Here is a 26,515-nt window from a genome sequence, read left to right on the forward strand (position 1 = left end):
GGCCTGCATGAACACCACGCGCGACGAGCGGGGCGACCGGCCCTCCCGTCGCAGCGGACAACGAGGGAGCCCGGAGGTCCATGAAGAAGATCGAGGCCATCATCAAGCCGTTCAAGCTCGACGAAGTGAAGGAGGCGCTCCAGGAGATCGGGGTGCAAGGCCTGAGCGTCATCGAGGCGAAGGGCTTCGGCCGCCAGAAGGGCCATACGGAACTCTATCGCGGCGCCGAATACGTCGTGGACTTCCTGCCCAAGATGAAGCTCGAGGTCGTGGTCGACGAGGACATGGTCGAGCGCGCCGTCGAGGCGATCGTGGCCGCCGCGCGCACCGGCAAGATCGGCGACGGCAAGATCTTCGTCTCCAACGTCGAGCAGGCCATCCGCATCCGCACCGGGGAAGAGGGCGCCGACGCGCTCTGACCTCCCTCTGAACCCTCCGCGTCGGCCCGTCGCAGCGGCCGCGCGAACCCAACGCCCCCCGCCCGCGCTACAAGGGCCCGCGCTACACAGGGACCGGGCCGCACCGGGGCCCCATGCGACACCAAGGAGAGGATCCAGCATGACCGACGCCGCTTCCGTCGTGAAGAAAATGAAGGACGAGGAGGTTGAATACCTCGACCTGCGCTTCGTCGACCCCAAGGGCAAGCTCCAGCACGTCACCGTCATCGAATCCGAAATCGACGAGGACTTCCTCTCGGAAGGCTTCATGTTCGACGGGTCTTCGGTCGCCGGCTGGAAGTCCATCGACAAGTCGGACATGAAGCTGCTGCCCGATTGCACGTCGATCTACATGGATCCGTTCTTCGCCGAGAAGACGATGTGCATCCATTGCGATGTGCTCGAGCCCGACACCAACGAGTATTATGAGCGCGACCCCCGCGCCACCGCCAAGAAGGCCGAGGCTTATCTGAAGTCCTCGGGCATCGGCGACGACTCCTACTGGGGGCCCGAGGCCGAGTTCTTCCTGTTCGACGACGTCAAGTACGCTGTCGAGATGAACAAGGTCTCCTACGAGGTCGACGCCGTCGACGGCGCCTGGAACTCGGACGCCGAGTTCGAGATGGGCAACATGGGCATGCGCCCGCTGATCAAGGGCGGCTACTTCCCCCTGCCCCCCGTCGACCACATGCAGGACATCCGCGGCGAGATGCTCTCGACGATGATGCGCATGGGCATGAAGGTCGACAAGCACCACCACGAGGTCGCCTCGTGCCAGCATGAGCTGGGCCTGGTGTTCGGCTCGTTGACCGGGCAGGCCGACAACATCCTCAAGTACAAGTACGTGATCCAGCAGGTCGCGAACGCCTACGGCAAGTCGGCCACCTTCATGCCCAAGCCCATCGCGGGCGACAACGGCACCGGCATGCACGTCAACCAGTCGATCTGGAAGGACGGCAAGCCGCTGTTCGCGGGCGACAAGTACGCCGACCTCTCCGACGAGGCGCTGTGGTACATCGGCGGCGTGCTGAAGCATGCGAAGGCCCTGAACGCCTTCACCAACCCGTCGACCAACTCCTACAAGCGCCTGATCCCCGGCTTCGAGGCCCCCGTGCTGCTGGCCTACTCGGCCCGCAACCGCTCGGCCTCGGTCCGTATTCCGTGGACCGAGTCGCCCAAGGCCAAGCGCGTCGAGACCCGTTTCCCCGATCCGTCGGCGAACCCGTATCTCGCGTTCTCGGCGCTGCTGATGGCCGGCCTGGACGGCATCAAGAACAAGATCGATCCGGGCGAGGCCGCCGACAAGGATCTCTACGACCTGCCCCCCGAGGAGCTGGCCGGCATCCCCACCGTCTGCGGCTCGCTGCGCGAGGCGCTGAACGCGCTGGAGGACGACTACGAGTTCCTGACCGCGGGCGACGTGTTCACCCGCGACCAGATCGAGGGCTACAGCGAGCTGAAGTGGGAGGAGGTCTACGCCTTCGAGCACTGCCCGCACCCCATCGAGTACAAGATGTACTACAACCTCTGATCGCTGAAGATCGGACCGAGGGACACCCGGGGGCGGCGCCGCAAGGCGCCGCCCCCTTCCTTTCCGCCGCCCCTGTCGGCGCCGCCGGCCCCGAACAGCCCGCCCGGATCGACGCCCGACCCTTCATTGCCCGGCGCGAACCTCGCAGCCGCGACCAGGCGCACGCGGCGGCGCGCACCGGCGGCGGCTTGCATGGCCATGTCGCGGACGACGGGCCCGGCTGGCTGAGAAAGACGCGCAGCCGCTGCTGGCCGGCCCGGGGCTGATCTGCGCGGGCCCGAGCGAGGCGGAGCGGAGCAGGCGAACGTCGCCAACCACGGCGTCAGCGCCGTCCCCTGTCCGGCGCGCTGGGCCCGATCGCCACCGGCCTCGGCGACCGGTCGCGCTGCGCCGAGGCCTCCGCCCCGGCTCGCCCGCCGCGTCCGGACGCGAGTCCCGGCGCGGGGACAGCCATGTCCCCTGCGGCAAAGGCAGTCTCGGGCAGATCCGCCTTACCCGGCCGTCGCGGCCTCCCGCGCGGCGCGGGCGCGCAGGGCGGGGCCCAGCTTGCGGGCGCCCTGCTCGGCCGGCAGCGCGGCGATGACCGCGTCGAGGTCCCGCCATTGCGCAGGCGTGAGGCCGTCGGCCGGGGTCACGAGGGTGCGCACCCCGAACAGGACCGCGCGGGTGCGCGGCAGGCGCAGGACGCTCTGACGCTCGACCCGCAGCCAGGCGTCCTCGGTCAGGGCCAGGCGCTCGGCGTACATCCGCGTCTTGTCGACCTCGCGCATCGGGGTGACGATCTCGGGCCCGCCCGCGAAATGCCAGTTGGCCCGCCACAAGGGCCGCCCCGGCTGAACCCCGTCGAAGAAGCGCTGCACCCGGCGCGCGAGGTCGCCGGGGTATTCGGGCACCGGCAGGTGGATGCGCAGCAGCGGACGGCCGATCTTCTCGCTCAGCGTCCAGTGGGCGGGGAAGCAGAGGATGCCGGAGACGAGGACATGCTCGTCGGCCCCCTCGGGCCGGGCCATCAGCAGCAGGTCGTCCTGCACCAGCCGGCCGGCCGTCGCGATGGGGGGCAGGTCGTCCAGCGCCACACGCACGCCGTCGGGCCGGATCAGGGCGCGGGGGCCGTCGGGGCGGAAGCCGTGACGCTCGACCACATGAGCCGCGACCGTCTCGAGCAGTTCGGCGGCGGCGGCCTCGCCCTGCGGCGTCCGGGCGTAGGCCCAATCGGGATGCTCGGCCACCAGGCGGTCGCGCTCGGCCATCTGGCCGGCGTAGTCCTGCGCGATCAGGAACCACTCGGCCGGGTCCAGCGGCTGGATCCCCGGCGCCACCGCCAGCCGCGCGCTGGCGAAGGGGGCGACCGGCGCGCAGGGCAGCGCCCAGGGCGGCAGGGTTCCGGCGACGGCCGGGCGGGCGTGGCCGGGGGTCACCTCGGCAGCCCTTTCGAGCAGTGCAGCAGGTTCACCCCCGCCAGCGCCCGGAAGGCCGGCCCGAAGGTCGAGGCGAAGGCGAACCAGTCCATGCGGGCGGCCTTGGCGATCTCGCCGAAGCTGCGCTCGGAGGCGAGCGCGGGCAGGAACGGCGCGGCGGCCTTCGGGATCGGGACCCAGTGGCGCAGGCCCGCCATGGAGATGGCGAAACCGCCCTCGGCCTGCACCTTTCGCCCCAGCGCGCGGGGGTCGGGACCGTTCCAGCGGGGGACCGCCTCGGCTGAGAGGGTCGCCATCGCCTGCCCCTCGCGCCCCGCCTTGACCGCATAGACCACGTGCATGCGCATGTTGCCCGCCAGACGCTCGGCCAGCGCCCAACGCTCCGCCGTCGAGAGGCGTTTCAGCCGCTCGGCGAACTCCGGCGTCGCGGGCAGGTGCGGCGCGGGATCGTAGCGCAGCGGCTCGAGGAAGGAGACCGCGGCGAGGCCCGCGCCCTCCAGCTCCGCCAGCAGCTCGGGGACGGAGTAGGGGCGGTCGCGCGAGTGCAGGAGCAGGTCGTAGAGGCCCGCGTCCGAGACCTCGTGGTCGCTCACGAACGGGTTGCGGCGAAAGCCGTTGGTCTCCGGCAGGGCGGCCAGCGCCTGGCGGGCCAGCGCCACCTGCGCGCTCGGCTCGTCCTCGCCCAGAAGGGCGCGCAGGGCGTCCTGCATCGGATAGACGCCCTCGCGCCCGTAGGGGGCGTAGACCATCAGTCCCGCGCCCCCGCCCGGCGCCAGCGCGTCCGACAGCGCCCGGAAGCCGGCGGAGGGGTCGGGCAGATGATGCAGCACCCCGCAACAGTCGATGTAGTCGAAGGCCCCCCGCTCGGCCGCGATGGCGGGCGCGTCGAGCAGGCTGCGGATCTCGTAGGTCGCGCTCAGCCCCCGGGCCTCCATCCGGGCGCTCGCGATATCGCGCGAGGCTTCCGAGAGGTCGAGGTAGGTGATCTCGGCCGGGCAGCCGGCGTCGGCCAGCCGCTGGGCCATCATCACCAGCGCGTCGCCGGTGCCGCCGCCCGCCACCAGCGCCCGGAACGGCTTGCGCCAGTCCCGGCGGCCGCGGAACAGGAAGTGGTCGATCTCGATCGGGTCCGAGGGCGAGCCCTCGACCAGCCGGCGCGCCTCCTCGGCGGGGTCGCGCGCGGGGTAGGGGTAGCTCTCGTACTGGCGTTTCACCGGGTCCATGGGGCCTCCTCGTCCGGGATCCGTCTTCCGGCGCGGGGCCGTGCGGGTCAAGGGGCGCGGGGCCGCGGCGGGGGCGATCGTTGCTGGCGCGACGGCGCCAAAGCCGCTACCGTCCGACCTTAACCGCGCGATTAAACGCGCGGAGCGATTGGGAGGACGCGATGCGACGCGAGACGGTTCACGTTAGGGGCCTGGATTTCAGCTGCCTGGTCGACGGACCCGAGGACGGCCCCCTGGTTCTGATGCTGCACGGCTTCCCCGAGTATTCGGGCGCCTGGGCGGACATGATCGACCGCCTCTCGGATCGCTATTTCTGCGTGGCGCCCGATCAGCGCGGCTACAACCTCAGCGAAAAGCCCGCCGAGGTCTCGGCCTACGCCACCGGCAAGATCGGCGCCGACGCGCTGGCGATGATCGAGCACTGGCGGCCGGGCGGGCGCGCCCATGCGCTGGTCGGCCACGACTGGGGCGCAGGCGCGGCCTACAACGCCGCGATCCGCGGCGGGCCCGAGAAGATCGAGCGGCTGGTCATCGTCAACGGCGTCCACCCCCTGCCTTTCCAGCGCGAGCTTCTCAAGGACGGCGCCCAGCGCGCCGCCAGCCAGTACATCAACCGGCTGCGCCGCCCCGACAGCCACGAAGAACTGGCCGCCGACAACTTCGAGGGCGTGATCCGGATGCTCGAGCGCAACATCGCGATGACCTGGCTGACGCCCGAGAAGAAGGCCGCCTACAAGGAGGCCTGGGGCCGGCCCGGCGCGATCAAGGCGATGGTCGACTGGTATCGCGCCACGCCTCTGGTGGTGCCCGAGGTGGGCGAGGCGGCCGACGACTCGATCCTCAAGCATCTCGATCCGGCGGCGATGCGCATCCGCATGCCGCACCTGCTGATCTGGGGGCTTGAAGACGGCGCGCTGTTGCCCGAGTCCCGCGACGGCCTGCCCGATCTGTGCGACGACCTCGAGATGGTCGAGATCGAGGACGCCGACCACTGGGTCATCCACCAGAAGCCCGAGGAGGTCGCGAGCCACATGCGCCGGTTCCTCGACCGCGGCTAGGCCCCGCGCGCGCGGACGGACCGCCGCCTGCGCCGGGGCGATCCCGGCTCAGATGCGGATCGCAGGCTCGGGCAGGCCCGCCGCGCCGGGCTCGGCCCGGTAGGTCAGGCCCTGGGCGGGGTCGGGGTCGGTCAGACCCTCGCGCGCGGTGGTGACGAAGAGGGTGCGCAGCTCCGGCCCCCCGAAGGCCGGGCAGGAGGCGTGGCGCCCGCCGACCGCGATGGCCCGGTCGAAGCGCCCGTCGGGATGGTAGCGCGCCACCCGGCCCGCCCCCCACTGGGCGTTCCACAGGCCCCCCTCGGCGTCGACCACGGCGCCGTCGGGGTTCAGCCCCTCGGGCCGCAGGTCGACGAAGGTCTCGGGCGCGCCGACGGGCCAGCCCTCGGCATCGAGCGCCACGCGCCGGATCCGGCGCTCGGTCGTGTCGGCGAAATAGGCGGTGCGGCCGTCGGGGGCGAAGCAGATGGCGTTGGGGATGGTCAGGCCCGGGAACAGGGTCTCGACCGCGCCGCGGTGATAGCGGTGGATGCCCCCGGCGCCGGGCTCGGCCGCCTTGCCCATGGTCCCGATCCAGAAGCCGCCCGCCGGATCCGCCCGCCCGTCGTTGGAGCGGGTCGAGGGATCGCGCGCGTCGAGGTCGGCCACCCTCTCATGCTCGCCCGAGGGGATATGGAAGCGGCGCAGCGCGGTCTCGGTGGCGATCAGCAGGTGGTCGGCGTCGATCCAGCCGGCGGCCGAGGCGTGCTCGGGGAAGGCCCACTCGGCCGGCCCCTCCTCGGTGCGGGTCAGCAGCCGGCGGCCGAGGATGTCGAACCAGAACAGCTGGCCGCGCAGCGGGTGCCACAGCGCGCCCTCGCCCAGCTCGCACGGACGGTCGCAGAAGACGGTCGCGCTCATGCCGCCGCCGCCCGGCCGGTCGAGAGGCGCAGCAGCCCTTTCTGGAGCAGGATGAACAGCAGCAGCAGCGCGCCGATCACGATCTTGGTCCACCAGCTCGACAGGCTGCCGTCGAAGACGAGGTAGGTCTGGATCAGCCCCATGGTCAGCACGCCGACCAGGGTGCCGAAGACATAGCCCGCCCCCCCGGTCAGCAGGGTGCCGCCGATGACCACCGCGGCGATGGCGGTCAGCTCGGTCCCCACGGTGGCCAGCGGATAGCCCGAGCCGGTGTAGACCGAGAACACGATCCCCGCGAGGCCCGCCATGCAGCCCGAGAACGCGTAGATCCCCACGGTGGTGCGCGCCACCCGAACGCCCATCAGGCGGGCTGTCGCCTCGCCTCCGCCCAGCGCGTAGACCGAGGCGCCGAAGCGGGTCTTGTGGGCCAGGATCATGCCGCCCGCGACGCTCAGCAGCATCAGCACGCCGATCAGGGTCAGGCGGCCCTTGCCCGGCATCAGCCAGTAGGCGTCCTGCATCAGGTCGTAGAACGGGTGGACGATGGGCACCGAGTCGATGGTCAGCATGTAGCCCGCCCCCCGCGCCAGGAACATGCCCGCCAGCGTGACGATGAAGGGCGGCATGGCGAGGTAGTGGATCAGCCCGCCCATCGCCGCGCCGAAGGCGGTGGTCGCGGCCAGCAGCAGCGCGAAGACGATCAGCGGGTGCAGGCCGGTGTCGCGCAGCATCACCGCCACGAACACCCCCGAGAAGGCGATCACCGAGCCAACCGAGAGGTCGATCCCCCCCGACAGGATCACCACCGTCATCCCCACCGCGACGATGCCGAGATAGGCGTTGTCGGTCAGCAGGTTCCCCGCCACCCGGGTGGAGAGCATGTAGGGAAACTGCAGCCAGCACAGGAAACAGGCCACCAGGAAGATCGCGACGGTGGCCGCGAGCGGGTAGAGGCGTGCATTCATCGTCCGGCCTCCTCCGCCGGTCGGGCCGAGGGGCGGGGCGCGGGACGACCCGGAGCTCGGGGAGAGGGCGCGGGGGGCGGCCCCTCGCGCCGGCGCTGGCGGCGGGCCTGCCACTCGCGCGCCAGGCTGGGCGACTGCAGGACCAGGATGGTCACGACGAGCGCGGCCTTGATCACCAGGTTGTATTCCGAGGGGAAGCCCGCCAGCAGGATGCCGGTGTCGATGGTCTGGATGATCATCGCCCCCAGCAATGAGGCGGCGATCGAGAAGCGCCCCCCCATCAGCGAGTTGCCCCCGATCACCACCGCCAGGATCGCGTCGAGCTCGAGCCAGAGGCCCGCGTTGTTGGCGTCGGCCCCGCGGATGTCGGCGGCCGCGACCAGGCCCGCCAGCGCCGCGCAGACGCCCGAGGCCATGTAGACCGCGATCAGCAGCACCCGCGCGTTGACCCCCGCCAGCGCCGAGGCGCGGCGGTTCACGCCCACCGCCTCGATCAGCAGGCCCAGCGCCGTGCGCCGCATCAGCAGCGCCGCGGCCAGCCCGGTCGCCAGCCACAGCCAGGCCGGGACCGGCAGGCCCAGGATCTCGCCCGAGCCGAGGAAGGCGAAGCCGGGGGAGGAGAAGGTCAGGATCCGCCCCTCGGTGATCAGCTGGGCGACGCCGCGCCCGGCGGTCATCAGGATCAGCGTGGCGACGATCGGCTGGATGCCCACCACCGCGACCAGCGCGCCGTTCCACAGGCCCGAGATCAGCCCCGCCGCCAGCGCCATCGCGAAGGCCGCCGGCAGCCCGGCGCCGGAGGCCACGGCCGAGGCCGCGACCGCCCCGCAGATCGCCATCACCGCGCCGACGGACAGATCGATGCCGCGGGTGGCGATGACCAGGGTCATGCCCACCGCCAGCAGCGCCACCGGCGCGCCGCGCTTGAGGATGTCGATCACCGGGCCGACGAGCCGGCCGTCGACCAGCTCCACCGCCAGGAAGCCGGGGAAGGCCGCGCTCACCAGCGCCGCCAGCGCGACCAGCGTCGCGAGCTGCGGCAGAACGCGTTTCAGGGCGGCGGGCATCAGGCGGCCTCCCCGGTGCGGCCGCGGGCGCCGCCGCCGGGCTCGGCGGGGCCCGCCTCGGCGCCGGCGATGGCCGCGACGATGGTTTCGGTCGAGATCTCGACGCCGGTCAGCTCGGCCACGTGACGGCGGTCGCGCACCACGATCACCCGGTCGGCGACGGCGATCAGCTCGTCGAGCTCGGACGAGATCACCAGGATCGACATGCCCTGCCCCACCACGTCGTGCACCAGGCGCAGGATCTCGGCGTGGGCGCCGACGTCGATGCCGCGGGTGGGCTCGTCGAGGATCAGGAACCGCGGGTTCATCGCCAGCCAGCGGGCCAGCACCACCTTCTGCTGGTTGCCGCCCGAAAGCTGGCCCACCGGCTTCTCGGCGTCCGAGGTGCGGATGTCGAGCCGGGCGATATAGTCCTCGGCCAGGCGCTTCTGCTCCTCGCGCCGGATCGGGCGGGCCCAGCCGCGGCGGGCCTGGAGCGCCAGCGCGATGTTCTCGCGCACCGACAGGTCGGCGACGATGCCGTCGGTCTTGCGGTCCTCGGGCGCGAAGCCGAAGCCCGCGGCGATCGCCTCGCGCGGGGTGGCGAGCGCGATCTCGCCCTGCGCGTCAGCAGCCCGGCCGCTGTGGGCCGTGCGCACGCCGAACATCAGCTCGGCGCTCTCGGTGCGGCCCGACCCCAGCAGGCCGGCCAGACCCACCACCTCGCCCCGGCCGACGACCAGGTCGAAGGGCTCCACCGCGCCGCGCCGGCCCAGCCCCTCGAAGCGCAGGAGCTCGGGGCGGGCGGCGGCGTCGTGGTCGCGGGCCAGCGCCTCGACCTCGTCCTCGAGCGCCCGGCCGAGCATGTGCTCGATCAGGCGCACGCGGTCGAGGGCGGCGGTCCGCTCGGTGGCCACCTTGCGCCCGTTGCGCAGCACCGTGACGCGGTCGGTCAGGTCGAAGACCTGGTCGAGGAAGTGCGACACGAAGACGATGCCCAGGCCGCGGTCGCGCAGGCCGCGCACGATCTCGAACAGGGTCTGCGTCTCGCGCGCATCCAGCGAGGCGGTGGGCTCGTCGAGGATCAGCACCTTGCCCGACAGCGCCACCGCCCGGGCGATGGCGACGATCTGCTGGACGGCGACGGAATAGTCGCCGAGGTCCCGCCCCACGTCGATCTCGAGCCCGTAGCCCGCCAGCATCGCGCGCGCCTCGGCCTTCTGGGCGCGGGCGTCGACGAGGCCCCAGCGCGTCGGCTCGCGTCCGAAGGTCAGGTTCTGCGCCACGGTCAGGTTGGGCAGCAGGTTCACCTCCTGGTAGACGGTGCCGATGCCCAGATCCTGCGCCTGCGAGGTCGAGCGGGGGGAGATCGGCGCGCCGTCCAGCGCGATGTCGCCGGCGTCGCGGGCGTAGGCGCCGGTCAGGCACTTGATCAGGGTCGACTTGCCGGCGCCGTTCTCGCCCAGCAGGGCGTGGATCTCTCCGGCGGCCAGGTCGAAATCGACGGCGTCGAGCGCGCGGGCGCCCGGGAAGGTCTTGGTCAGCTTGCGGATGGTCAGCAGCACGGGCGCGGGCTCCGGGTTGGCGGGATCCGGCGGGGGAGGAACGGGGCGGCCGGGCGCGCCGCCGCGGGCGGGAGGCCAGGCCCCCGCCCGCAACGCGCGTCATCGTCCCGGGATCAGTAGCCGAGGTCCTTGCGCGCCTCATACTCCGCCATCGGGTCGTCGTCGGGCGTGTAGAGCCTGGACTCGGTCTGGATGAACTTCGCGGGCGTCGTGCCGTCCTTCCAGTAGGCCTCCAGCGCGTCGAAGGCGGGGCCGGCCATGTTGGGCGTCAGCTCGACGGTGGCGTTGGCGTCGCCCTCGGCCATCGCCTTGAAGATGTCGGGCACCGCGTCGATCGAGACCACCAGGATGTCCTCGCCCGGGTTCAGGCCGGCCTCCTTGATCGCCTGGATCGCGCCCACGGCCATGTCGTCGTTGTGGGCGTAGAGGGCGCAGATGTCGGCGCCGCCGTTCTCGGCCTGCAGGAAGCTCTCCATCACCTGCTTCCCGCGCGAGCGGGTGAAGTCGCCGGTCTGCGAGCGCACGATCTCGATGTTGTCGTGGCCGGCGATGCCCGCCTCGAAGCCCTGCTTGCGCAGGATCGCGGGGGAGGAGCCGGTGGTGCCCTGAAGCTCGACCACGCGGCAATCCTCGCCGGCGACCTTCTCGGCCAGCCACTGGCCGGCGACCTCGCCCTCATGCTCGAGATCGGAGCCCACGGCGGTCAGGTAGAGGTCGTCGGAGCTGTCGACCCGGCGGTCGAGCAGCACCACGGGGATCTCGGCCTCCTTGGCCTCCTCGAGCACGCTGTCCCAGCCGGTGGCGACCACCGGGGCCAGCAGGATCGCGTCGACGCCCTGGGCGATGAAGCTGCGGATCGCGGCGATCTGGTTCTCCTGGCGCTGCTGGGCGTCGGAGAAGCGCAGGTCGATGCCCCGCTCCTCGGCCTGCTGCTTGGTGAGCGTGGTCTCGGCGGCGCGCCAGCCGGATTCCGAGCCGATCTGGGCGAAGCCGACTGTCTGGGCGGCGGCGAGGCCGGGGATTGCGAGCATGGCCGTCGCGGCCAGGAGCGTCTTCATCATGTCTTGTCCTCCCTGGACGTGCTCCGGGCCGGTTGAGGGCCTCGGAGGGGGGCGTCGGGCGCGGCTCCCATTCCGCGCCCGCCGGTCGGAACGCGGCCGGTCAGCCGCGCAGATCCCCGGGCAGCAGCGCCGCGGGGATGTTCTGGAAACACACCGGGCGCAGGAAGCGGCGGATCGCCAGCGTCCCGACCGAGGTATGCCCGAAATTGGTGGAGGCGGGAAACGGTCCGCCGTGAACCATGGCCGAGGCGACCTCGACCCCGGTGGGGAACCCGTTGGCCAGGATCCGCCCGGCCTTGCGCTCGAGGATCGGCATCAGCGCCCGGGCGGCCGGCGCGTCCGCGTCGTCCATCTGCAGGGTGACGGTCAGCTGGCCGGCCAGGGCGCGGGCCACGGCGCGGGTCTGCTCGGCGTCCGTGACGCGCACCAGCAGGCCGGCGGGGCCGAACACCTCCTCGGCGAGGTCGGGGGCGGCGAGCCAGTCCTCGGCCGCGACCTGGAAAACCGCGGGCAGGCCGGCGCGGCCCTCGGCCGCCTCGCCGCCGGCGACGGGCGCAAGGCCGGGGTGGTTGGCCAAGTCCTCGACCCCCTTGCGGTAGGCCGCGGCGATCCCGTCCGAGAGCATCGTTCCGGGGGCCGCGCCCGACAGCGCCTGCGCCGCGGCGGCGGCGAAGGCGTCGCCCTCGGGCCCCGCGGGCAGCACCACCACGCCGGGATTGGTGCAGAACTGGCCGACGCCCATGGTCAGCGAGCCGGCCCAGCCCTCGGCGATGGCCGCGCCCCGGGCGCCGAGCGCGGCGGGCAGCACGAAGACCGGGTTGATCGCGCCGAGCTCTCCAAAGAACGGGATCGGCTCGGGGCGCGCGCAGGCGAGGTCGAACAGCGCCTTGCCCCCGCGATACGATCCGGTGAAGCCGATGGCGCGGATCAGCGGATGCTGGACCAGCGCCGCGCCGGCCTCGTTGGTGTTCGATTGGATCAGCGAGAACACGCCCGCCGGCATCCCGCAGGCGGCGACGGCGGCGGCCACGGCCTGGGCCACGATCTCGGCGCAGCCCGGGTGGCCGGGGTGGCCCTTGACCACCACCGGACAGCCCGCCGCCAGGGCCGAGGCGGTGTCGCCGCCGGCGGTCGAGAACGCCAGCGGGAAGTTGGAGGCGCCAAACACCCCCACCGGCCCGATCGGGCGCTGGATCATCGCCAGCTCGGGGCGCGGGGCGGGGGCGCGATCAGGCAGCGCCGGGTCGCGGCGGATGTCGAGGTGGTCGGTCTCGCGGATCAGGGCGGCGAACATCCGCAGCTGGCCGGTGGTGCGGCCGCGCTCGCCCTCGAGGCGGGCCGTGGGCAGGCCGGATTCGGCGGCGCCGATCTCGGTCAGGGCGGGGCCGCGGGCCTCGATCTCGTCGGCGATGGTCTCGAGGAAGCGGGCGCGGTCCTCCCGCGCGGTCCAGCCGTAGGTCTCGAAGGCGGCTTCCGCGGCGCGGACGGCGCGGTCCACCTCCGCGGCGCCGCCGGCGGCGACGTCGAAGCCCTCGCCCGCGGCGGGGGCGGAGCGGAAGGTCGAGGCCCCCTCGACCCAGTCTCCGGCGATCAGGTGGCGGCCCGTGAGGGGCGTGGCGTCAAGCATGGCTGACTCCTGGCGTGGCGGTCATTCGTGGAACGGCTCGACCGTCAGGCGACGGCCCAGCAGGAAGGCGTCGGCGACATGGACCAGCGGCGTCACGTCGACGTCCGAGGCGCCGGCCGCGATCAGGTCGCCGAAGCGGCGGTAGAGGTCGGGGTATTCGCCGGGGCCCGAGAGCGGGCGCGCCGCCTCGTCCGCGGCCAGCGCGGCGCCCCCGTCGGAGAGGCGCAGGCGGCCGTCGTCGGCCTCGATCTCGATGTCCCAGGCGGGCGTCCCCTGCCAGCGGAAGTCGAAGCGCGCCTCGACCGCCAGCCCCTGCGCCCCGGCGAAGACGAGATCGCAGGCGATGGGGGTCTCGCAGTTGGACGGGAACGCGAGGTCGGCCGAGGTCAGCCGCACCGGCGCGGGCAGGATCGCGGTCAGGATCGAGAGGGCGTTGATCCCCGGGTCGAAGACGCCCAGCCCCCCGGCCTGCCAGATCCAGGTCTGGCCGGGGTGCCACTCGCGCACGTCCTCCTTCCAGGTGATCCGCACGCGGCGGGGGGGATGCGCCGCGCACCAGTCCCGCGCCGGCGCGACGCCGGCGGCGTGGCGCGAATGCCAGGTGGCGAAGAGGCTCACGCCCTGCGCCCGGGCGAGCTCGGCCAGCGCCTGAACCTCGGCCACGGTCTGACCGGGGGGTTTCTCCAGCATCACGTGGCGCCCGGCGAGGATCGCGCTGCGGGCGGCCTCGTGGCGGACCTGCGGCGGCTGGCACAGCGAGACGGCCCCGATGTCGGGCCGCGCGTCCAGCAGCGCCTCGAGCGTGGGGTGGTTCTCGACCCCCGCGACCCCGCCCGAGCGGCTGACCGTCGCCGCCAGCCTGAAGCGGGGGTCGGCGGCGATGGCCGGCAGGTGCTGGTCGCGGGCGATCTTGCCCACGCCGACGATGGCGACGTCGATCGCGCGGTGCGGCGCGCCGGCGCCGGCGGGATCGGGGGTCCGGGTCTCAGTGGCTGTCACGCGGCACCGCCTTTCCTCTCTGCCCGACCAGGAAGTCGAAGTCCGCGCCGGTGTCGGCCCCCTGGACGTGGGTGTGGAACAGCCGGGCGTAGCCGCCGCCCGGCGGCAGCACGATGGGCGTCCAGCCGGCCAGGCGCGCCTCCAGCTCGGCCTCGGGGATGTCGAGGTGCAGTCGGCGGGCCTCGACGTCGACCTCGATCATGTCGCCCTCCCGGACCACCGACAGGGGCCCGCCGACGGCGGCCTCGGGCGTGACGTGCAGGATCACGGTGCCGTAGGCCGTGCCCGACATGCGCGCGTCGGAGATCCGGATCATGTCCTTGATCCCCTTGCGCAACACCTTCGGCGGCAGGCCCATGTTGCCGACCTCGGCCATGCCGGGATAGCCCTTCGGCCCGCAGTTCTTGAGCACCATCACGCAGGTCTCGTCGATGTCCAGCGCCTCGTCCGCGATGCGGGCCTTGTAGTGGTCGATGTCCTCGAACACGACCGCGCGGCCGCGGTGCTTCATCAGGTGCGGGCTGGCGGCCGAGGGCTTGAGGACCGCTCCCTTCGGCGCGAGGTTGCCCTTGAGCACCGCGATCCCGCCCGAGGCGGTCAGCGCCCGCTCGACCGGCACGATCACGTCCTCGTTCCAGTTGGTCACGTCCTTCACCTGCTCCCACGCCGTCTCGCCCGAGACGGTGAGCGCGTCGCGGTGCAGCAGGCCCGCCTCGCCCAGGCGCTTGAGCACCACGGGCAGGCCGCCGGCGTAGAAGAACTCCTCCATCAGGTATTTGCCCGAGGGCATCAGGTTGACGATGGTGGGGATGTCGCGCCCCAGCCGGTCCCAGTCGTCGAGCGTCAGGTCCACGCCTGCGCGACCTGCCAGCGCCAGCAGGTGGATGACCGCGTTGGTCGAGCCGCCGATGGCGCCGTTGGCGCGGATCGCGTTCTCGAACGCCTGGCGCGTCAGCACGTCGGAGGGTTTCAGGTCGTCCTTGACCATCTGCACGATGCGCCGGCCGGTCATCTGGGCCATCACCCGCCGGCGGCTGTCCACCGCCGGGATCGCGGCGTTGCCCGACAGCGCCATGCCCAGCGCCTCGGCCATGCTCGCCATCGTGGACGCCGTGCCCATGGTGTTGCACGAGCCAGGCGAGCGGGACATCGCCTGCTCGGCCTCGAGGAATTCCTCGCGGGTCATCTCGCCGGCCTTGATCGCCTCGGACATCTGCCACAGGGCGGTGCCCGAGCCGACGCGCTCGCCCCGGAACCAGCCGTTGAGCATCGGCCCCCCGGTGACCGCGATGGCGGGGATGTCGACCGAGGCCGCGCCCATCAGCAGCGCGGGCGTGGTCTTGTCGCAACCCACCATCAGCACCACCCCGTCGAGCGGGTTCGCGCGCAGCGCCTCCTCGACGTCCATGGCCGCGAGGTTGCGGTACATCATCGCCGAGGGACGCAGGCTGCTTTCGCCGGGCGAGAACACCGGGAACTCCAGCGGCAGGCCGCCGGCCTCGTAGACGCCGTTCTTCACCCGCTGCGCCAGGTCGCGCAGGTGGGCGTTGCAGGGCGTCAGCTCGGACCAGGTGTTGCAGATGCCGATCACCGGGCGGCCGTCGAACAGGTCGGCGGGCAGGCCCTGGTTCTTCATCCAGCTGCGGTGGTAGATGTGATCCCGGCTGTCGCCCCCATACCATTCCTGGCTGCGGAGCTTGCGGGGCCACGGGGCGGGCGTGAAGCTCATCTCAGGTCCTTACAGCGCGCGGACGTCGGCGCGCGTCTCCGGCGAGGCCGGGGGCGCGACATGCAGCGGATTGCGGAGCGGCAGGCCGAAGGGCGCGGCCTCGATCTCGAAGACGTCGCCGTCGCGGGTCGCGACGCCGGCCGCGTAGCTGAGCGTGGCGGTGCCGAACATGTGCACGTGCACGTCGCCGGGCTGGCGGAACACCTCGTACTTGAAGTGGTGATGCTCGAGGTTGGCGATCGAGTGGGACATGTTCGCCTCGCCCGACAGGAACGGCTGCTCGAACACCACCTCGTTGCCGCGGCGGACGCGAGAGGTCCCCTCGACCGAAGCGGGCAGCTCGCCCACCAGCAGCTCGGGCCCCACGGCGGCGGGGCGCAGCTTGGAATGGGCGAGGTAGAGGTAGTTGCGCTTCTCCATCACATGGTCGGAGAACTCGTTGGCCAGCGCGAAGCCCAGGCGGAAGGGCGTACCGTCGGGGCCGATGACGTAGATGCCGGCGATCTCGGGCTCCTCGCCGCCGTCCTCGGCGAAGGCGGGCGAGATCAGGGGCGCGCCGGGGGCGACCAGCGCCGTGCCCTGGCCCTTGTAGAACCATTCGGGCTGCACGCCGGCGTGGCCGTTGTCGGGCTTGCCGCCCTCGATGCCCATGCGGAACATCTTCATGCTGTCGGTCTCGTCCTGGGTCTTGGCGCCGGCGTGCATCGTGGCCCGGGTCGAGGCGCTGCCCAGATGCGTCAGCCCGGTGCCGGTCAGGTGCAGGTGGGCGGGATCGGGATGCAGGATCGGGGGCAGCAGCCGCCCCTCGGCATAGAGGCGCGCGAGGTCGACGGGGCCGTTGAGGCCGGTCGCCGCGACCAGCTCGGTCAGCGTCAGGCCGCGGTCGATGGCCCGCAGGGCGAGGTCGCGCAGCGCCAGGCCGGACTTCAGCTCGAACGCCTCGGCGCCGTCGCGGGCGACGACCTGCACGCCGCCGTCATCCTTGCGATACTGGGACAGAAGCATGCTCAGGCCCCCTTCTTCTTGTTCATCACGTCGAAGATCACCGCGGCCAGCAGAACCAGCCCCTTGATGACCTGCTGCCAGTCGATGCCGATGCCCAGGATGGACATGCCGTTGTTCATGACGCCCATGATGAAGGCGCCCACCACCGCCCCGATCACCGTGCCCACGCCGCCCGACATCGAGGCGCCGCCGATGAACACCGCCGCGATCACGTCGAGCTCGAAGCCCAGCCCCGCCTTGGGGGTGGCGGTGTTCAGCCGGGCCGCGAAGACCACGCCCGCAAGCGCGGCCAGCATCCCCATGTTGGCGAAGGTCAGGAAGGTCAGCCGCTTGGCGTTGATGCCCGAGAGGGTCGCGGCCTTGGCGTTGCCGCCGATGGCGTAGATCCGCCGCCCCACCGTGGTGCGCGAGGTCAGGAAGGAATAGATCGCGATCAGCAGCGCCATCACGATGAAGACGTTGGGCAGGCCCCGGAAGTCGGCCATCAGCCAGCCCATCCACACCAGCGCCGCGAAGATCAGCAGGTTCTTGGCCGCAAAGAAGGCGATCGGCTCGTCGACCGCTCCCGAGGCGGCATGGCGGCGGCGGGTGCGCACCGCCAGCCCCAGCACCAGCGCCGCGGCGCCCACCATCAACAGCAGCGAGAACAGGTTCAGCCCCTCGCCCCCGAAGAGGTCCGGCACGAAGCCCGAGGAGATCAGCCGGAACTCGTTGGGGAACGGGCCGACAGACTGGCCCGCGAGCAGCCACAGCGTCAGGCCCTTGAAGACCAGCATCCCCGCCAGCGTCACGATGAACGAGGGGATCCCGAAATAGGCGACCCAGTAGCCCTGCGCCGCCCCGATGATCGCCCCCGCGATCAGGCAAAGAAGACCCGCGAGCAGGAACGGGATTTCCCACTGCACGATCATCACCGCGGCCAGCGCGCCCACGAAGCCCAGCACCGAGCCGACCGAGAGGTCGATGTGGCCGCACACGATCACCAGCAGCATGCCGATGGCCATGATCACGATATAGCTGTTCTGCAGGAACAGGTTGGTCAGGTTCACCGGCTTGAGCAGGATGCCGTCGGTGGCCACCTGGAAGAAGGCCATGATCACGATCAGGGCGAACAGGATCCCGAATTCGCGCAGGTGGCGGCGCAGATAGCGCATCGAGGCCTTCATCTGGGTCTCGGGCGCCTGGCGCTCGGGCGCGGCCTCGGCCGCGGAAGCGGTGGAGTCGGTCATGCGGCCTCTCGCGTGGACTTGATGATGGCGGACATGATCCGCTCCTGGCTCGCCTGCGCGGTGGGCATCTCGCCCACGAAGCGGCCCTCGTTCATGACGTAGAGACGGTCGGTGACGCCCAGCAGCTCGGGCATCTCGGAGGAGATCACCACGATCGCCTTGCCCGCCGCCGCCAGGTCGCGGATCACGCAGTAGATCTCGAACTTCGCGCCGACGTCGATGCCCCGGGTCGGCTCGTCCAGGATCAGGATCTCGGGGTCGGCGTGCAGCCACTTGGCCAGCACCACCTTCTGCTGGTTGCCGCCCGAGAGGTTGATGCACTCCTGCTCGATGGAGGACGACTTGATGTTCAGCCGCTTGCGGTAGCGCTCGGCGAGCGCGGCCTCCTTCTCGCGGTCCACGATCCAGCCGTCGGCGATGCTGTCGAGCTTTGCCAGCGGCACGTTGCGGCGGATCGTGTCCTCGAGCACCAGGCCGTAGCCCTTGCGGTCCTCGGTGGCGTAGGCGAGGCCCGCCTTGATCGCGCGGCCGACGCTGGACAGGTCCGCGGGCCGGCCGTCGATCCAGACCTCGCCCTCGATGTCCTGGCCCCAGGAGCGGCCAAAGAGGCTCATCGCGAGTTCGGTGCGCCCGGCGCCCATCAGGCCTGCGATGCCCAGCACCTCGCCCCGGCGGACGTGAAAGCTGACGTCGTTGACCACCCGGCGCTCGGGGTGCTGGGGGTGGCGCACCGTCCAGTTGCGGACCTCCATCGCCACCTCGCCGATCTTCGGCTCGCGGGCGGGATAGCGGTCCTCGAGGCTGCGGCCCACCATGTCGCGGATGATCGCGTCCTCGGAGATGCCGCCCTTGCAGTCGAGCCGCGCCACCGCCGCGCCGTCGCGCAGCACGGTGATGGTGTCGGCCACCCGGCTGATCTCGTTGAGCTTGTGGGAGATCAGGATCGAGGTGACGCCCTGGCGGCGGAACTCGGTCAGCAGCTCCAGCAGCTTGTCGCTGTCCTGCTCGTTGAGCGAGGAGGTCGGCTCGTCCAGGATCAGCAGGCGCACGTTCTTGGACAGCGCCTTGGCGATCTCCACCAGCTGCTGCTTGCCCAGGCCGAGGTCGTCGACCCGGGTCCGCGGCGGATCCTTGAGGCCGACGCGGGCCAGAAGCTCGGCGGCGCGGGTCTCGGTCTCGCGCCAGTCGATGACGCCGCGCGTGGCGCGCTCGTTGCCCAGGAAGATGTTCTCGGCGACCGACAGGAGCGGGACCAGCGCCAGCTCCTGGTGGATGATGACGATGCCCTCGCGCTCGGAGTCGGGGATGCCGTGGAAGCGCTTGACCTCGCCGTCATAGACGATGTCGCCGTCGTAGGAGCCGTGCGGGTAGACGCCCGAGAGCACCTTCATCAGCGTCGACTTGCCGGCGCCGTTCTCGCCGACGAGGGCGTGGATCTCGCCTTCCTCGACCGAGAGGGTGACGTCGTCCAGCGCCTTGACGCCTGGGAACTCCTTGGTGATCCCGCGCATTTCGAGGATCGCGGACATGGCGGCCGCCTTCGCAAGAGAAGTGGATCGGGAAGGTCGGCCCCGCCGGGGAGGAGATCCGGCGGGGCCGGGGCCGTCAGGAACCCGGCGGTAGCGGCGCCGTCGCGGCGCGGCCGGCCCGGGCGGCCCGTGGGCTGGGCGGCGCGGGCGCCGCTCAGTTCACCTGGTCGGCGGTGTAGTAGCCGCTGTCGATCAGCACCTTTTCCCAGTTGGCCTCGGTCACGGGGACCGGCTCCAGCAGGTAGGAGGGGACCACCTTGACGCCGTTGTCGTAGGTCTTGGTGTCGTTGATCTCCGGCTCGCCGCCCTCGATCAGGGCGTTGACCATGCCCACGGTGACCTCGGCCAGCGCGCGGGTGTCCTTGAAGATCGTCGAGTACTGATCGCCGCGCAGGATCGCCTTGATCGAGGGGATCTCGGCGTCCTGGCCGGTGACGATGGGCATCGGCATGTCGTCGCCCATGCCGTAGCCGATGCCCGACAGCGAGCTGATGATGCCGATCGAGAGCCCGTCGTAGGGGCTGAGCACGCCGTGCACGCTCTTGTCGGTGTAGTTGGCCGACAGCAGGTTATCCATCCGCGACTGCGCCACCGCGCCGTCCCAGCGCAGGGTGCCGACGGTGTCCATGCCCCTCTGGCCGGAGGGGATGGCGATGTCGCCGGCGTCGATCAGCGGCTGCAGCACCGACATCGCGCCGTCGTAGAAGAAGTAGGCGTTGTTGTCGTCGGGCGAGCCGCCGAACAGCTCGACGTTCCAGGGGCGGACGTCGGGGAACCGCTCTTTGAGGCCGGCGACCAGCGTCTCGGCCTGCTGCACGCCCACCTTGAAGTTGTCGAAGGTGGCGTAATAGTCGACGTCGCCGCTGTCGCGGATCAGCCGGTCATAGGCGACCACCTCGATGTCGGCGGCCGCGGCGTTGGCCAGCGCGCTGGTCAGCGTGGTGCCGTCGATGGCCGCGATCACCAGCACGTCGACGCCCTTGGTGATCATGTTCTCGATCTGGGCGAGCTGGTTGGGAATGTCGTCCTCGGCATACTGGAGATCGGTCTCGTAGCCCGCCTCCTGCAGCTTCTTGACCATGTTGTCGCCGTCGGCGATCCAGCGCGCCGAGGACTTGGTGGGCATGGCGATGCCGACGTAACCCTTGTCCTGGGCGAAAGCCTCCGGGACGTGCAGCGGGGCGACCGACAGGGCGGCGGCGGCGAGCGCGCTCGTCGCGAGCAGGCGCGTGACGGATCTCATCGATGTCCTCCCTCACGGCGCCGGCGGATCCCCAGCCTCCCAGCCGATCCTGCTCCGACGCCTTGGTTGCGCCGACCGGGCCGGCGGGCTCTTCCCGCCCGGCCGCCGTCGACCGGCTCTTCTTCCCTTGCGGAGACATACGATTCAAATCAGTAATGAGATGCGCGATATACCGGGAGGGATATATCTCTTGCCCCATAGAGCTTTCGAGGAGGTCTCGGCCCCCCGCCGGGACGAGCTGCTGCGCCGCGGCCTGCGCTTCTCGCAGCTGCGCCTGCTGGCGGCGCTGGCCGAGACGGGGCGGATCTCCTCGGCCGCAGCGCAGCTGGCGATGACCCAGCCCGCCGCCTCGCGCCTGCTGGCCGAGCTGGAGAAGACCGCCGAGGCGCAGCTCTACACCCGCCACGCCCGCGGGGTGACGCTGACCGAGACGGGGCGGCTGCTCGCCCGCCGCGCTCACGTGATCCTGCGCCAGCTCGACCAGGGCCACGCCGAGATCCAGGAGGCGACGCGCGGCGCGCGGGGTCTGGTTCGGGTCGGCGCGGTCACCGGCCCGGCGATGGAGATCGTGCTGCCGGTGATCCGCGAGCTGCGGGTGACCTATCCCGAGATCGAGATCGCGGTGCAGGTCGACACCTCCGACAAGCTGGCCGAGCAGTTGCTGAAGCTGGAGCTCGACTTCTACATCGGCCGCCTGCCCGACGAGGTGGACGCGCGCGCCGTGACGCTGCGCCCGATCGGGCCCGAACCGGTCAGCCTGATCGTGCGCCCCGAGCATCCGCTGACCCGGCTCGAGCAGGTGCGGATCGAGGACTGCCTGATCTACGACTGGGTGATGCAGCCCCCCGGCGGTCTGCAGCGGCGCACGGTCGAGAGCTGGCTGCTGGAGAACGGCCTGCCCCTGCCGCGGCGCGTTCTGGGGACGTCCTCGGTGCTGCTGACGCTGGCGCTGATCGCCGACACCAACGCCGTGGCGCCGCTGTCGCGGGCGGTGGCGCGCTTCTTCGCCGCCCGCGGCGGTCCGGGCGGCAGCATCCGGCTGCTGGACGTGGCCGAGGGGGTGGCGGTGACGCCGTTCTCGCTGATCCGGCGCGCCGCCGACGCGCCCTCCCCCGCCGCGGCGCGGGTGCTGAAGCTGATCGAGGCGCAGATCGAGCCGCGCGCCGCCCCCGCCGACCCCGACTGACCGGGGCCGCGGGCCGGCGACGCCGCCTCAGCGCGGTCCGAAATAGTCGGGGCGCTGGGCGATGATCTCTGGCAGACGCTCGATCGAGCCCGAGAGGTGGCGGCGCATGGCGTCGGTGGCGCCGTGGCGGTCGCCCGCGTCCACCGCCGCCAGCACCGCCGCGTGCCCCTCGATCACCGAGCGCATCTTGCTGACCCGCGGCAGGTCCAGCGCCCGCACCCGCGCCATCTGGCTGGAGCGGTCGGCGACCAGATCGTGCAGCGCCTCCTGCCCCGCGGCCGCGAACAGCTCGCGGTGGAAGTCGGCGTCCAGCTGGCGGAACAGCTCGATCTGGCGCAGGTCGTCGGCCAGCGCCTCCTGCATCTTCAGGATCCCGCGGGCCTTGATCAGGACCGACTTGTCCTCCAGCCCCGCCAGCGCGTTGGCGACCTCGCACTCGATGCCCGCGCGCAGGAAGTTCTCCTGGCGCAGCTTGGCGGGGTCGATCAGCGTCACCTCGGTGCGCGACTGGCGGAAGCTGGCCACCAGGCCCACCGACTCGAGTTGCAGAAGCGCCTCGCGCACCGGCGACTGGCTGACCCCGAAGGCGGCCGCCAGTTCGGGGCGCGACAGACGCGCGCCCGGGGGGAGCTGCAGCGAGACGATGCGCGCGCGCAGCGTCTCGTAGACCAGGGCCGAGGCCGGCACGTGCGCGCTCGGCATCGGCGCCTCGCCGCCCGGCTCCCCGGCGATGGCCGTCTCGCGCCTGTTCATCGCCGCCTTCGCCTCCGTCCTCACATCAACAGTCTCGGCAGCGCCGTCGACAGCCCGGGCGCAGCCGCCAGCACCATGAAGAAGATCGCGAGCGCCAGGAAAAAGGGCGCCGATGCGCGCACGTAGGCGCCCGTCTTCACGTTGAGAATGCCGCAGACGGTGAACATGATCACCCCCACCGGCGGCGTCAGCCCGCCGAGGTTGATCAGCAGCACCAGCAGGATGCCCATGTGGATCGGGTCCCAGCCCGCCTCGACCAGCACCGGCATCACGATGGGCGTCACCAGCAGGATGTTGGCCGCCCCCTCGAGGAACATGCCCGAGACGATCAGCAGCGCCGTCACCAGCGCCAGCACCATCACCGGGTCCGCGGTCAGATAGGCCACCGCCTCGGCGATCTGCTGGGGCGCGCGCTCGAGCGTGATGGCGTAACCCAGGACGCCCGCCATCATGATCAGCAGCATGATCATGCCCAGATCGTGGACCGTGGATTCCAGCGCCTCGCGCATCCGGGCCAGCGTCAGCTCGCGGTAGACGAAGACGCCGACGGCCAGGGCGTAGACCACGAGGAAGGCGCCGGCCTCGGTGGCGGTGAAGATGCCGAAGCGGAAGCCCACGATCAGGATCACCGGGAACATCAGCGCCCAGACGCTGTCGAGGAAGCTGGCCCACAGGTCGCGAAAGCGCGGCGGCTCGGTCAGGTCGGGGACGTAGCCGCGCCGCTTGGCCACCAGCCAGGCGGCCAGCATCAGGGTCAGCGTCAGCAGCATCCCCGGCACGATGCCGGCCAGGAACAGGCGGCCGATCGAGACCTCGTTGATGAAGCCGAACAGGATCAGCCCGATCGAGGGCGGGATCGTCGCGGTGATGATCGAGCCGAAGGCCAGGATCACCGCCGTCACCGGCGCCGCATAGCCCTGGCGCGCCATCGCGGGGCCGAGCAGGCGGCTCTCCATCGCCGCGTCGGCGACGGCCGAGCCGGAGATGCCGCCCATCATGAAGCTGAGCACGATCGAGACCTGCGCCAGCCCTCCCGCCATCCAGCCGGTCAGCAGGCGGGCGAAGCCGATCAGCCGGTCGGTGATGCCGGTCACGTTCATCAGGTTGCCCGCGAGGATGAAGAACGGCACCGCCAGCAACGGAAAGCTCTGGGTCGTGGCCACCATCTTCTGGATGGCGACGGCCGGCGGCATGGTCCCGGTGAAGATGAACACCGGGATCGCGGCGAGGCCGAGCGCGAAGGCGACCGGCTGGCCGAGGAACAGGAACAGGGCGAACAGCCCCGCGATCAGCAGCAGCATCACGACGCGTCCCGTGCAGGAAGTCCGGAGGGGGCGGGCGCCTCGGCCGGCGCGGCCGCCAGGCGCCACAGGTTGGTCAGCATCGTGCGCAGCATCAGCGCGAAGCCCGCGACCATCGAGCCGTGCAGCCAGGAGCCGTGCATCTGCGTCGCCCCGATCAGGCGGGGATGCATAAGGATCATGTTCCGCCAGGCGTGAAACAGCAGGAAGGCCAGCAGGATCGCCAGCACCGCATGGTTGAGGATCGCCAGCCGCCGCGCCGCCCGGGGGCTGAGCGCGTCGACCAGGAAGCTGAGGCCGAAATGCCGGTCGCGCTGCATGGCGAGATCGGCGGCGAAGATGCACAGCCACACGAACAGAAGCTGCGCCACCTCCACCGACCAGATGATCGGCGCGCCGAGCGCCCGGGCCAGCGAGGCCGCGGCCACCAGCGCCACGATCGCGACCAGCAGCGCCAGCGCGCCCCAGCCCTCGGCCCTGCGCAGCGCCCGGTCGATGCGGGCGAGCGCGCTCATCGCGCGCCCGCCGGACGGGCGGCGGGGCGCAGGGCCCCCGCCGCGGCGAAGCCGGTGGTCAGGCGCATCGGCTCACTCGCCCAGCACGCGCTTGACGATGGCGGCTTCCTCCTCGAGGTCGAGCGTGGCGTAGACGCCCGAGACCGCCTCCTTGAAGGGCGCGAGGTCGACCTCGGAGACGGTCACCCCCGTCGCCGCCACGTCGGCCAGCGCCTTCTCGCCCAGCTCGATGGTCAGGCCCGAGGCGTAGCGGCCGTCCTGCACCGCCAGGTCGCGCACGATCGCCTGGTTCTCGGCCGAGATCTCGTCCCAGGTGTCCGCCCCGATCACCAGCGCGGTGACCAGCTGGATATGCCCGGTCTTGGTGACGGTCTTGACCACTTCATAGAGCTTTGCGCCCCAGATCGCGGTGGGCTGCGCCTCGGCGGCGTCGAGCGCGCCGAGCTGCAGGGCCGAGTAGACCTCGCCCCAGGCCATCGGGGTGGGCTCGGCCCCCATCGCCCGGATCGTCTCGATCCAGATCGGGGCGCCGATGGTGCGCATCCGCAGGCCCTTGAGGTCGGCGGGCCCCGCGACCGGCCCCTGGGTCAGCGCATGGCGCGGCCCCTGGTACCAGTTGGAGGCGAGCATCACGAGGCCGGCCTTCTCCGAAAGCTCCTCGCCCCAGCCGAGGTATTCGGGCGACAGGGCGAACTTGTCCGCGTCCTCGTAGGTGTCGAACAGGAACGGCGCCGACATGATCGCCAGCGACGGCACGAACGCCGACAGCCGCGCCACGTCGGTCACCGTGCCGACGTTGGCCCCGGCGCGGGCCTGGTCGAGCATCTCGGTCGTGTCGCCGAGCTGGGAGTTGTGGAAGACCTCGACCACCACCTCGCCGCCGGTGGCCTCCTCGACGTCGCGGGCGAATTTCTCCAGCCCCTGTCCCATCGGGTCGTTGGGCGACAGCACCGTGCCCAGGCGCAGCACGGTCTCGGCCCCGGCCGGCGCCGCAAGGGCGAAGCCGGTCAGCGCCGCCAGCGACGCCGCGGTCGCGGCGCGGCGCAGGCGGGAAAGCGTTCGGGTCATCACATCCTCCCTGTCGGCTCGATCGGCCAACTAATATTTCAGTTGTGGTGAAACATTAGAAACGCGATAGTTTGGCTGTCAACGAGATTCTGACGTTGCGGAATTCGCCGGCGGGGAGGCGCGGATGACCGAGCGGGACGAGCGGGACGAGCGGGGCGAGCGGGCCGACAGCCCCGCGGCATCGGGTTTCTGGCCAGCCGCCGAGGTCTGCGCCGAGCTGGGCGAGAGTCCGGTCTGGCGGGCCGAGGACGCCACCGTCTGGTGGGTCGACGTCGAGGGTCTGCAGCTGTTGCGCACCGAGTTCCGCCCCGGCTTCCGCGCGCTTGGCCCCACCCGCGCCTGGCCAACGCCCGAGGCCCCGGGCTTCGTGCAGCTCGACGCTTCGGGAGCGCCGCTGGTGGGCATGGGAACCGGGCTGTTCCGTTTCGAGGAGGCCGCAGGCCGCTTCGCGCGCATCGCGGCGGTCGAGGCCCCCGGGCGCCGCTGCAACGACGCCTGCGTGGATGCGGCCGGGCGGCTGTGGTTCGGGACCATGGATGTCGAGAACCTGCGCCCGAACGGCGCGCTCTACGTGATGGGGCCCGACGCGGCGCCGCGGCAGGTTCTCGACGGCTTCCGCACCATCAACGGCCTGGCCTGGGACGCGGCGCGCGAGCGTCTGTTCGTCTCGGATTCCCACGTCAGCGTGCAGACCCTGTGGACGCTGCGGTTCCGCGACGGGGCGCTGGTCGAGCGCCAGGTCTTCGCTCGATTCGAGGGACTGGCGGGCCGTCCCGACGGCGCGGCGATGGACGCGCAGGGCCACCTGTGGATCGCTGGCGTCGGCGGGGCCGAGCTGTGCCGCTTCGCCCCCGACGGCCGGCTGGCCGCGCGGATCCCCACGCCCATGCCGCAACCCACCAAGCCCGCCTTCGCGGGCCCGCGGCTCGATCGCCTCGCGCTCGCCTCGCGCCGGGGACCGGGCGGCGGCGGGGTGCTCGCGGGGTGGGAGGCGGCCGCCGAGACCGGCGTGACGGGCGCGCCCGCGGCGCGCTGGCGGGGCGGGGACGCGACGGGCGCCCACGGCTGATCCCCCGGGCCCCCAGGCGCACGCGGCGCGAGGGGCGGCAAGTCGAAGGCTCCCGGCACGC

At 71.7% G+C, this 26,515-nt stretch carries 23 protein-coding genes; 5 read left to right on the forward strand and 18 right to left on the reverse strand.

Translation table 11 applies throughout. The annotated features are described in order from the left end of the window. Positions 1-80 precede the first annotated feature (80 nt). Positions 81-419: a P-II family nitrogen regulator gene (locus AAC134_RS04190; protein ID WP_092859189.1), complete on the forward strand. Its 339-nt coding sequence runs from the start codon at positions 81-83 to the stop codon at positions 417-419. A 139-nt stretch (positions 420-558) separates the two neighbouring features. Continuing rightward, entirely contained in the window at positions 559-1,968 is a 1,410-nt protein-coding gene (gene glnA, locus AAC134_RS04195; RefSeq protein WP_339947800.1) for a type I glutamate--ammonia ligase, read from the forward strand. Between the two features lie 491 nt (positions 1,969-2,459). On the opposite strand, the gene AAC134_RS04200 is transcribed toward glnA, so the two are convergent. Then, positions 2,460-3,386, reverse strand: coding sequence for a DUF3445 domain-containing protein (locus AAC134_RS04200; RefSeq protein WP_339947801.1), 927 nt, complete (start codon positions 3,384-3,386; stop codon positions 2,460-2,462). After that, positions 3,383-4,609: a class I SAM-dependent methyltransferase gene (locus AAC134_RS04205; RefSeq protein WP_339947802.1), complete on the reverse strand. Its 1,227-nt coding sequence runs from the start codon at positions 4,607-4,609 to the stop codon at positions 3,383-3,385. Before AAC134_RS04205 ends, AAC134_RS04200 begins: the two co-directional genes overlap by 4 nt. A 161-nt stretch (positions 4,610-4,770) precedes the next feature. Here AAC134_RS04205 and AAC134_RS04210 point away from each other — a divergent pair, with 161 nt between their 5' ends. Next, the gene (locus AAC134_RS04210) at positions 4,771-5,667 is read left to right on the forward strand and encodes an alpha/beta fold hydrolase (protein ID WP_339947803.1); all 897 of its coding nucleotides are present in this window, start codon (positions 4,771-4,773) and stop codon (positions 5,665-5,667) included. A gap of 48 nt (positions 5,668-5,715) precedes the next feature. On the opposite strand, the gene AAC134_RS04215 is transcribed toward AAC134_RS04210, so the two are convergent. The 12 genes from AAC134_RS04215 to chvE form a co-directional block, all read right to left on the reverse strand. Beyond that, on the reverse strand, positions 5,716-6,564 hold the full coding sequence (locus AAC134_RS04215; protein WP_339947804.1) for an SMP-30/gluconolactonase/LRE family protein: 849 nt from the start codon (positions 6,562-6,564) through the stop codon (positions 5,716-5,718). Further along, complete coding sequence (gene yjfF / locus AAC134_RS04220; RefSeq protein WP_339947805.1) at positions 6,561-7,529, reverse strand: galactofuranose ABC transporter, permease protein YjfF; 969 nt, start codon at positions 7,527-7,529, stop codon at positions 6,561-6,563. The genes AAC134_RS04215 and yjfF overlap by 4 nt, the downstream gene beginning before the upstream one ends. Beyond that, positions 7,526-8,596: an ABC transporter permease gene (locus AAC134_RS04225; protein WP_339947806.1), complete on the reverse strand. Its 1,071-nt coding sequence runs from the start codon at positions 8,594-8,596 to the stop codon at positions 7,526-7,528. Before AAC134_RS04225 ends, yjfF begins: the two co-directional genes overlap by 4 nt. Further along, complete coding sequence (locus AAC134_RS04230) at positions 8,596-10,140, reverse strand: sugar ABC transporter ATP-binding protein (protein ID WP_339947807.1); 1,545 nt, start codon at positions 10,138-10,140, stop codon at positions 8,596-8,598. The genes AAC134_RS04225 and AAC134_RS04230 overlap by 1 nt, the downstream gene beginning before the upstream one ends. Before the next feature lie 113 nt (positions 10,141-10,253). Further along, entirely contained in the window at positions 10,254-11,201 is a 948-nt protein-coding gene (gene ytfQ, locus AAC134_RS04235; RefSeq protein ID WP_339947808.1) for a galactofuranose ABC transporter, galactofuranose-binding protein YtfQ, read from the reverse strand. 100 nt (positions 11,202-11,301) lie between these two features. Next, on the reverse strand, positions 11,302-12,828 hold the full coding sequence (locus AAC134_RS04240) for an aldehyde dehydrogenase (NADP(+)) (protein WP_339947809.1): 1,527 nt from the start codon (positions 12,826-12,828) through the stop codon (positions 11,302-11,304). A 21-nt stretch (positions 12,829-12,849) separates the two neighbouring features. Further along, complete coding sequence (locus tag AAC134_RS04245) at positions 12,850-13,827, reverse strand: Gfo/Idh/MocA family oxidoreductase (RefSeq protein WP_339947810.1); 978 nt, start codon at positions 13,825-13,827, stop codon at positions 12,850-12,852. Next, on the reverse strand, positions 13,814-15,556 hold the full coding sequence (gene araD / locus AAC134_RS04250) for an L-arabinonate dehydratase (protein ID WP_339947811.1): 1,743 nt from the start codon (positions 15,554-15,556) through the stop codon (positions 13,814-13,816). The genes AAC134_RS04245 and araD overlap by 14 nt, the downstream gene beginning before the upstream one ends. A gap of 9 nt (positions 15,557-15,565) precedes the next feature. Beyond that, the gene (gene araD1, locus AAC134_RS04255; protein WP_339947812.1) at positions 15,566-16,561 is read right to left on the reverse strand and encodes an AraD1 family protein; all 996 of its coding nucleotides are present in this window, start codon (positions 16,559-16,561) and stop codon (positions 15,566-15,568) included. A 2-nt stretch (positions 16,562-16,563) separates the two neighbouring features. Continuing rightward, positions 16,564-17,727, reverse strand: a complete 1,164-nt coding sequence (gene mmsB / locus AAC134_RS04260; RefSeq protein ID WP_339947904.1) for a multiple monosaccharide ABC transporter permease — start codon at positions 17,725-17,727, stop codon at positions 16,564-16,566. Positions 17,728-17,786: 59 nt separating this feature from the next. Continuing rightward, positions 17,787-19,319 carry a multiple monosaccharide ABC transporter ATP-binding protein gene (gene mmsA, locus AAC134_RS04265; protein WP_339947813.1) on the reverse strand — a complete coding sequence of 511 codons (1,533 nt, stop codon included), beginning with the start codon at positions 19,317-19,319 and terminating at the stop codon, positions 17,787-17,789. A 154-nt stretch (positions 19,320-19,473) separates the two neighbouring features. Continuing rightward, positions 19,474-20,562: a multiple monosaccharide ABC transporter substrate-binding protein gene (gene chvE, locus AAC134_RS04270; protein WP_339947814.1), complete on the reverse strand. Its 1,089-nt coding sequence runs from the start codon at positions 20,560-20,562 to the stop codon at positions 19,474-19,476. A 190-nt stretch (positions 20,563-20,752) separates the two neighbouring features. Here chvE and AAC134_RS04275 point away from each other — a divergent pair, with 190 nt between their 5' ends. Beyond that, entirely contained in the window at positions 20,753-21,748 is a 996-nt protein-coding gene (locus AAC134_RS04275; protein ID WP_339947815.1) for a LysR substrate-binding domain-containing protein, read from the forward strand. 27 nt (positions 21,749-21,775) lie between these two features. Here the strand turns inward: AAC134_RS04275 and AAC134_RS04280 are convergent, their stop codons facing one another. The 4 genes from AAC134_RS04280 to AAC134_RS04295 all read right to left on the reverse strand — a co-directional run bounded on the left by AAC134_RS04280 (position 21,776) and on the right by AAC134_RS04295 (position 25,385). Beyond that, entirely contained in the window at positions 21,776-22,501 is a 726-nt protein-coding gene (locus tag AAC134_RS04280) for a GntR family transcriptional regulator (RefSeq protein ID WP_339947816.1), read from the reverse strand. A 20-nt stretch (positions 22,502-22,521) separates the two neighbouring features. After that, the gene (locus tag AAC134_RS04285) at positions 22,522-23,802 is read right to left on the reverse strand and encodes a TRAP transporter large permease (protein WP_339947817.1); all 1,281 of its coding nucleotides are present in this window, start codon (positions 23,800-23,802) and stop codon (positions 22,522-22,524) included. Next, on the reverse strand, positions 23,802-24,317 hold the full coding sequence (locus AAC134_RS04290; RefSeq protein ID WP_339947818.1) for a TRAP transporter small permease subunit: 516 nt from the start codon (positions 24,315-24,317) through the stop codon (positions 23,802-23,804). The genes AAC134_RS04285 and AAC134_RS04290 overlap by 1 nt, the downstream gene beginning before the upstream one ends. Before the next feature lie 72 nt (positions 24,318-24,389). Further along, positions 24,390-25,385, reverse strand: coding sequence for a C4-dicarboxylate TRAP transporter substrate-binding protein (locus AAC134_RS04295; RefSeq protein ID WP_339947819.1), 996 nt, complete (start codon positions 25,383-25,385; stop codon positions 24,390-24,392). A gap of 124 nt (positions 25,386-25,509) precedes the next feature. Here AAC134_RS04295 and AAC134_RS04300 point away from each other — a divergent pair, with 124 nt between their 5' ends. Further along, a complete protein-coding gene (locus AAC134_RS04300) occupies positions 25,510-26,454 on the forward strand; it encodes an SMP-30/gluconolactonase/LRE family protein (RefSeq protein WP_339947820.1) in 945 nt (314 codons plus the stop codon). Positions 26,455-26,515: the final 61 nt, after the last annotated feature.

It is taken from the genome of uncultured Albimonas sp. (assembly GCF_963977235.1).
Classification (GTDB): Bacteria; Pseudomonadota; Alphaproteobacteria; order Rhodobacterales; family Rhodobacteraceae; genus Albimonas.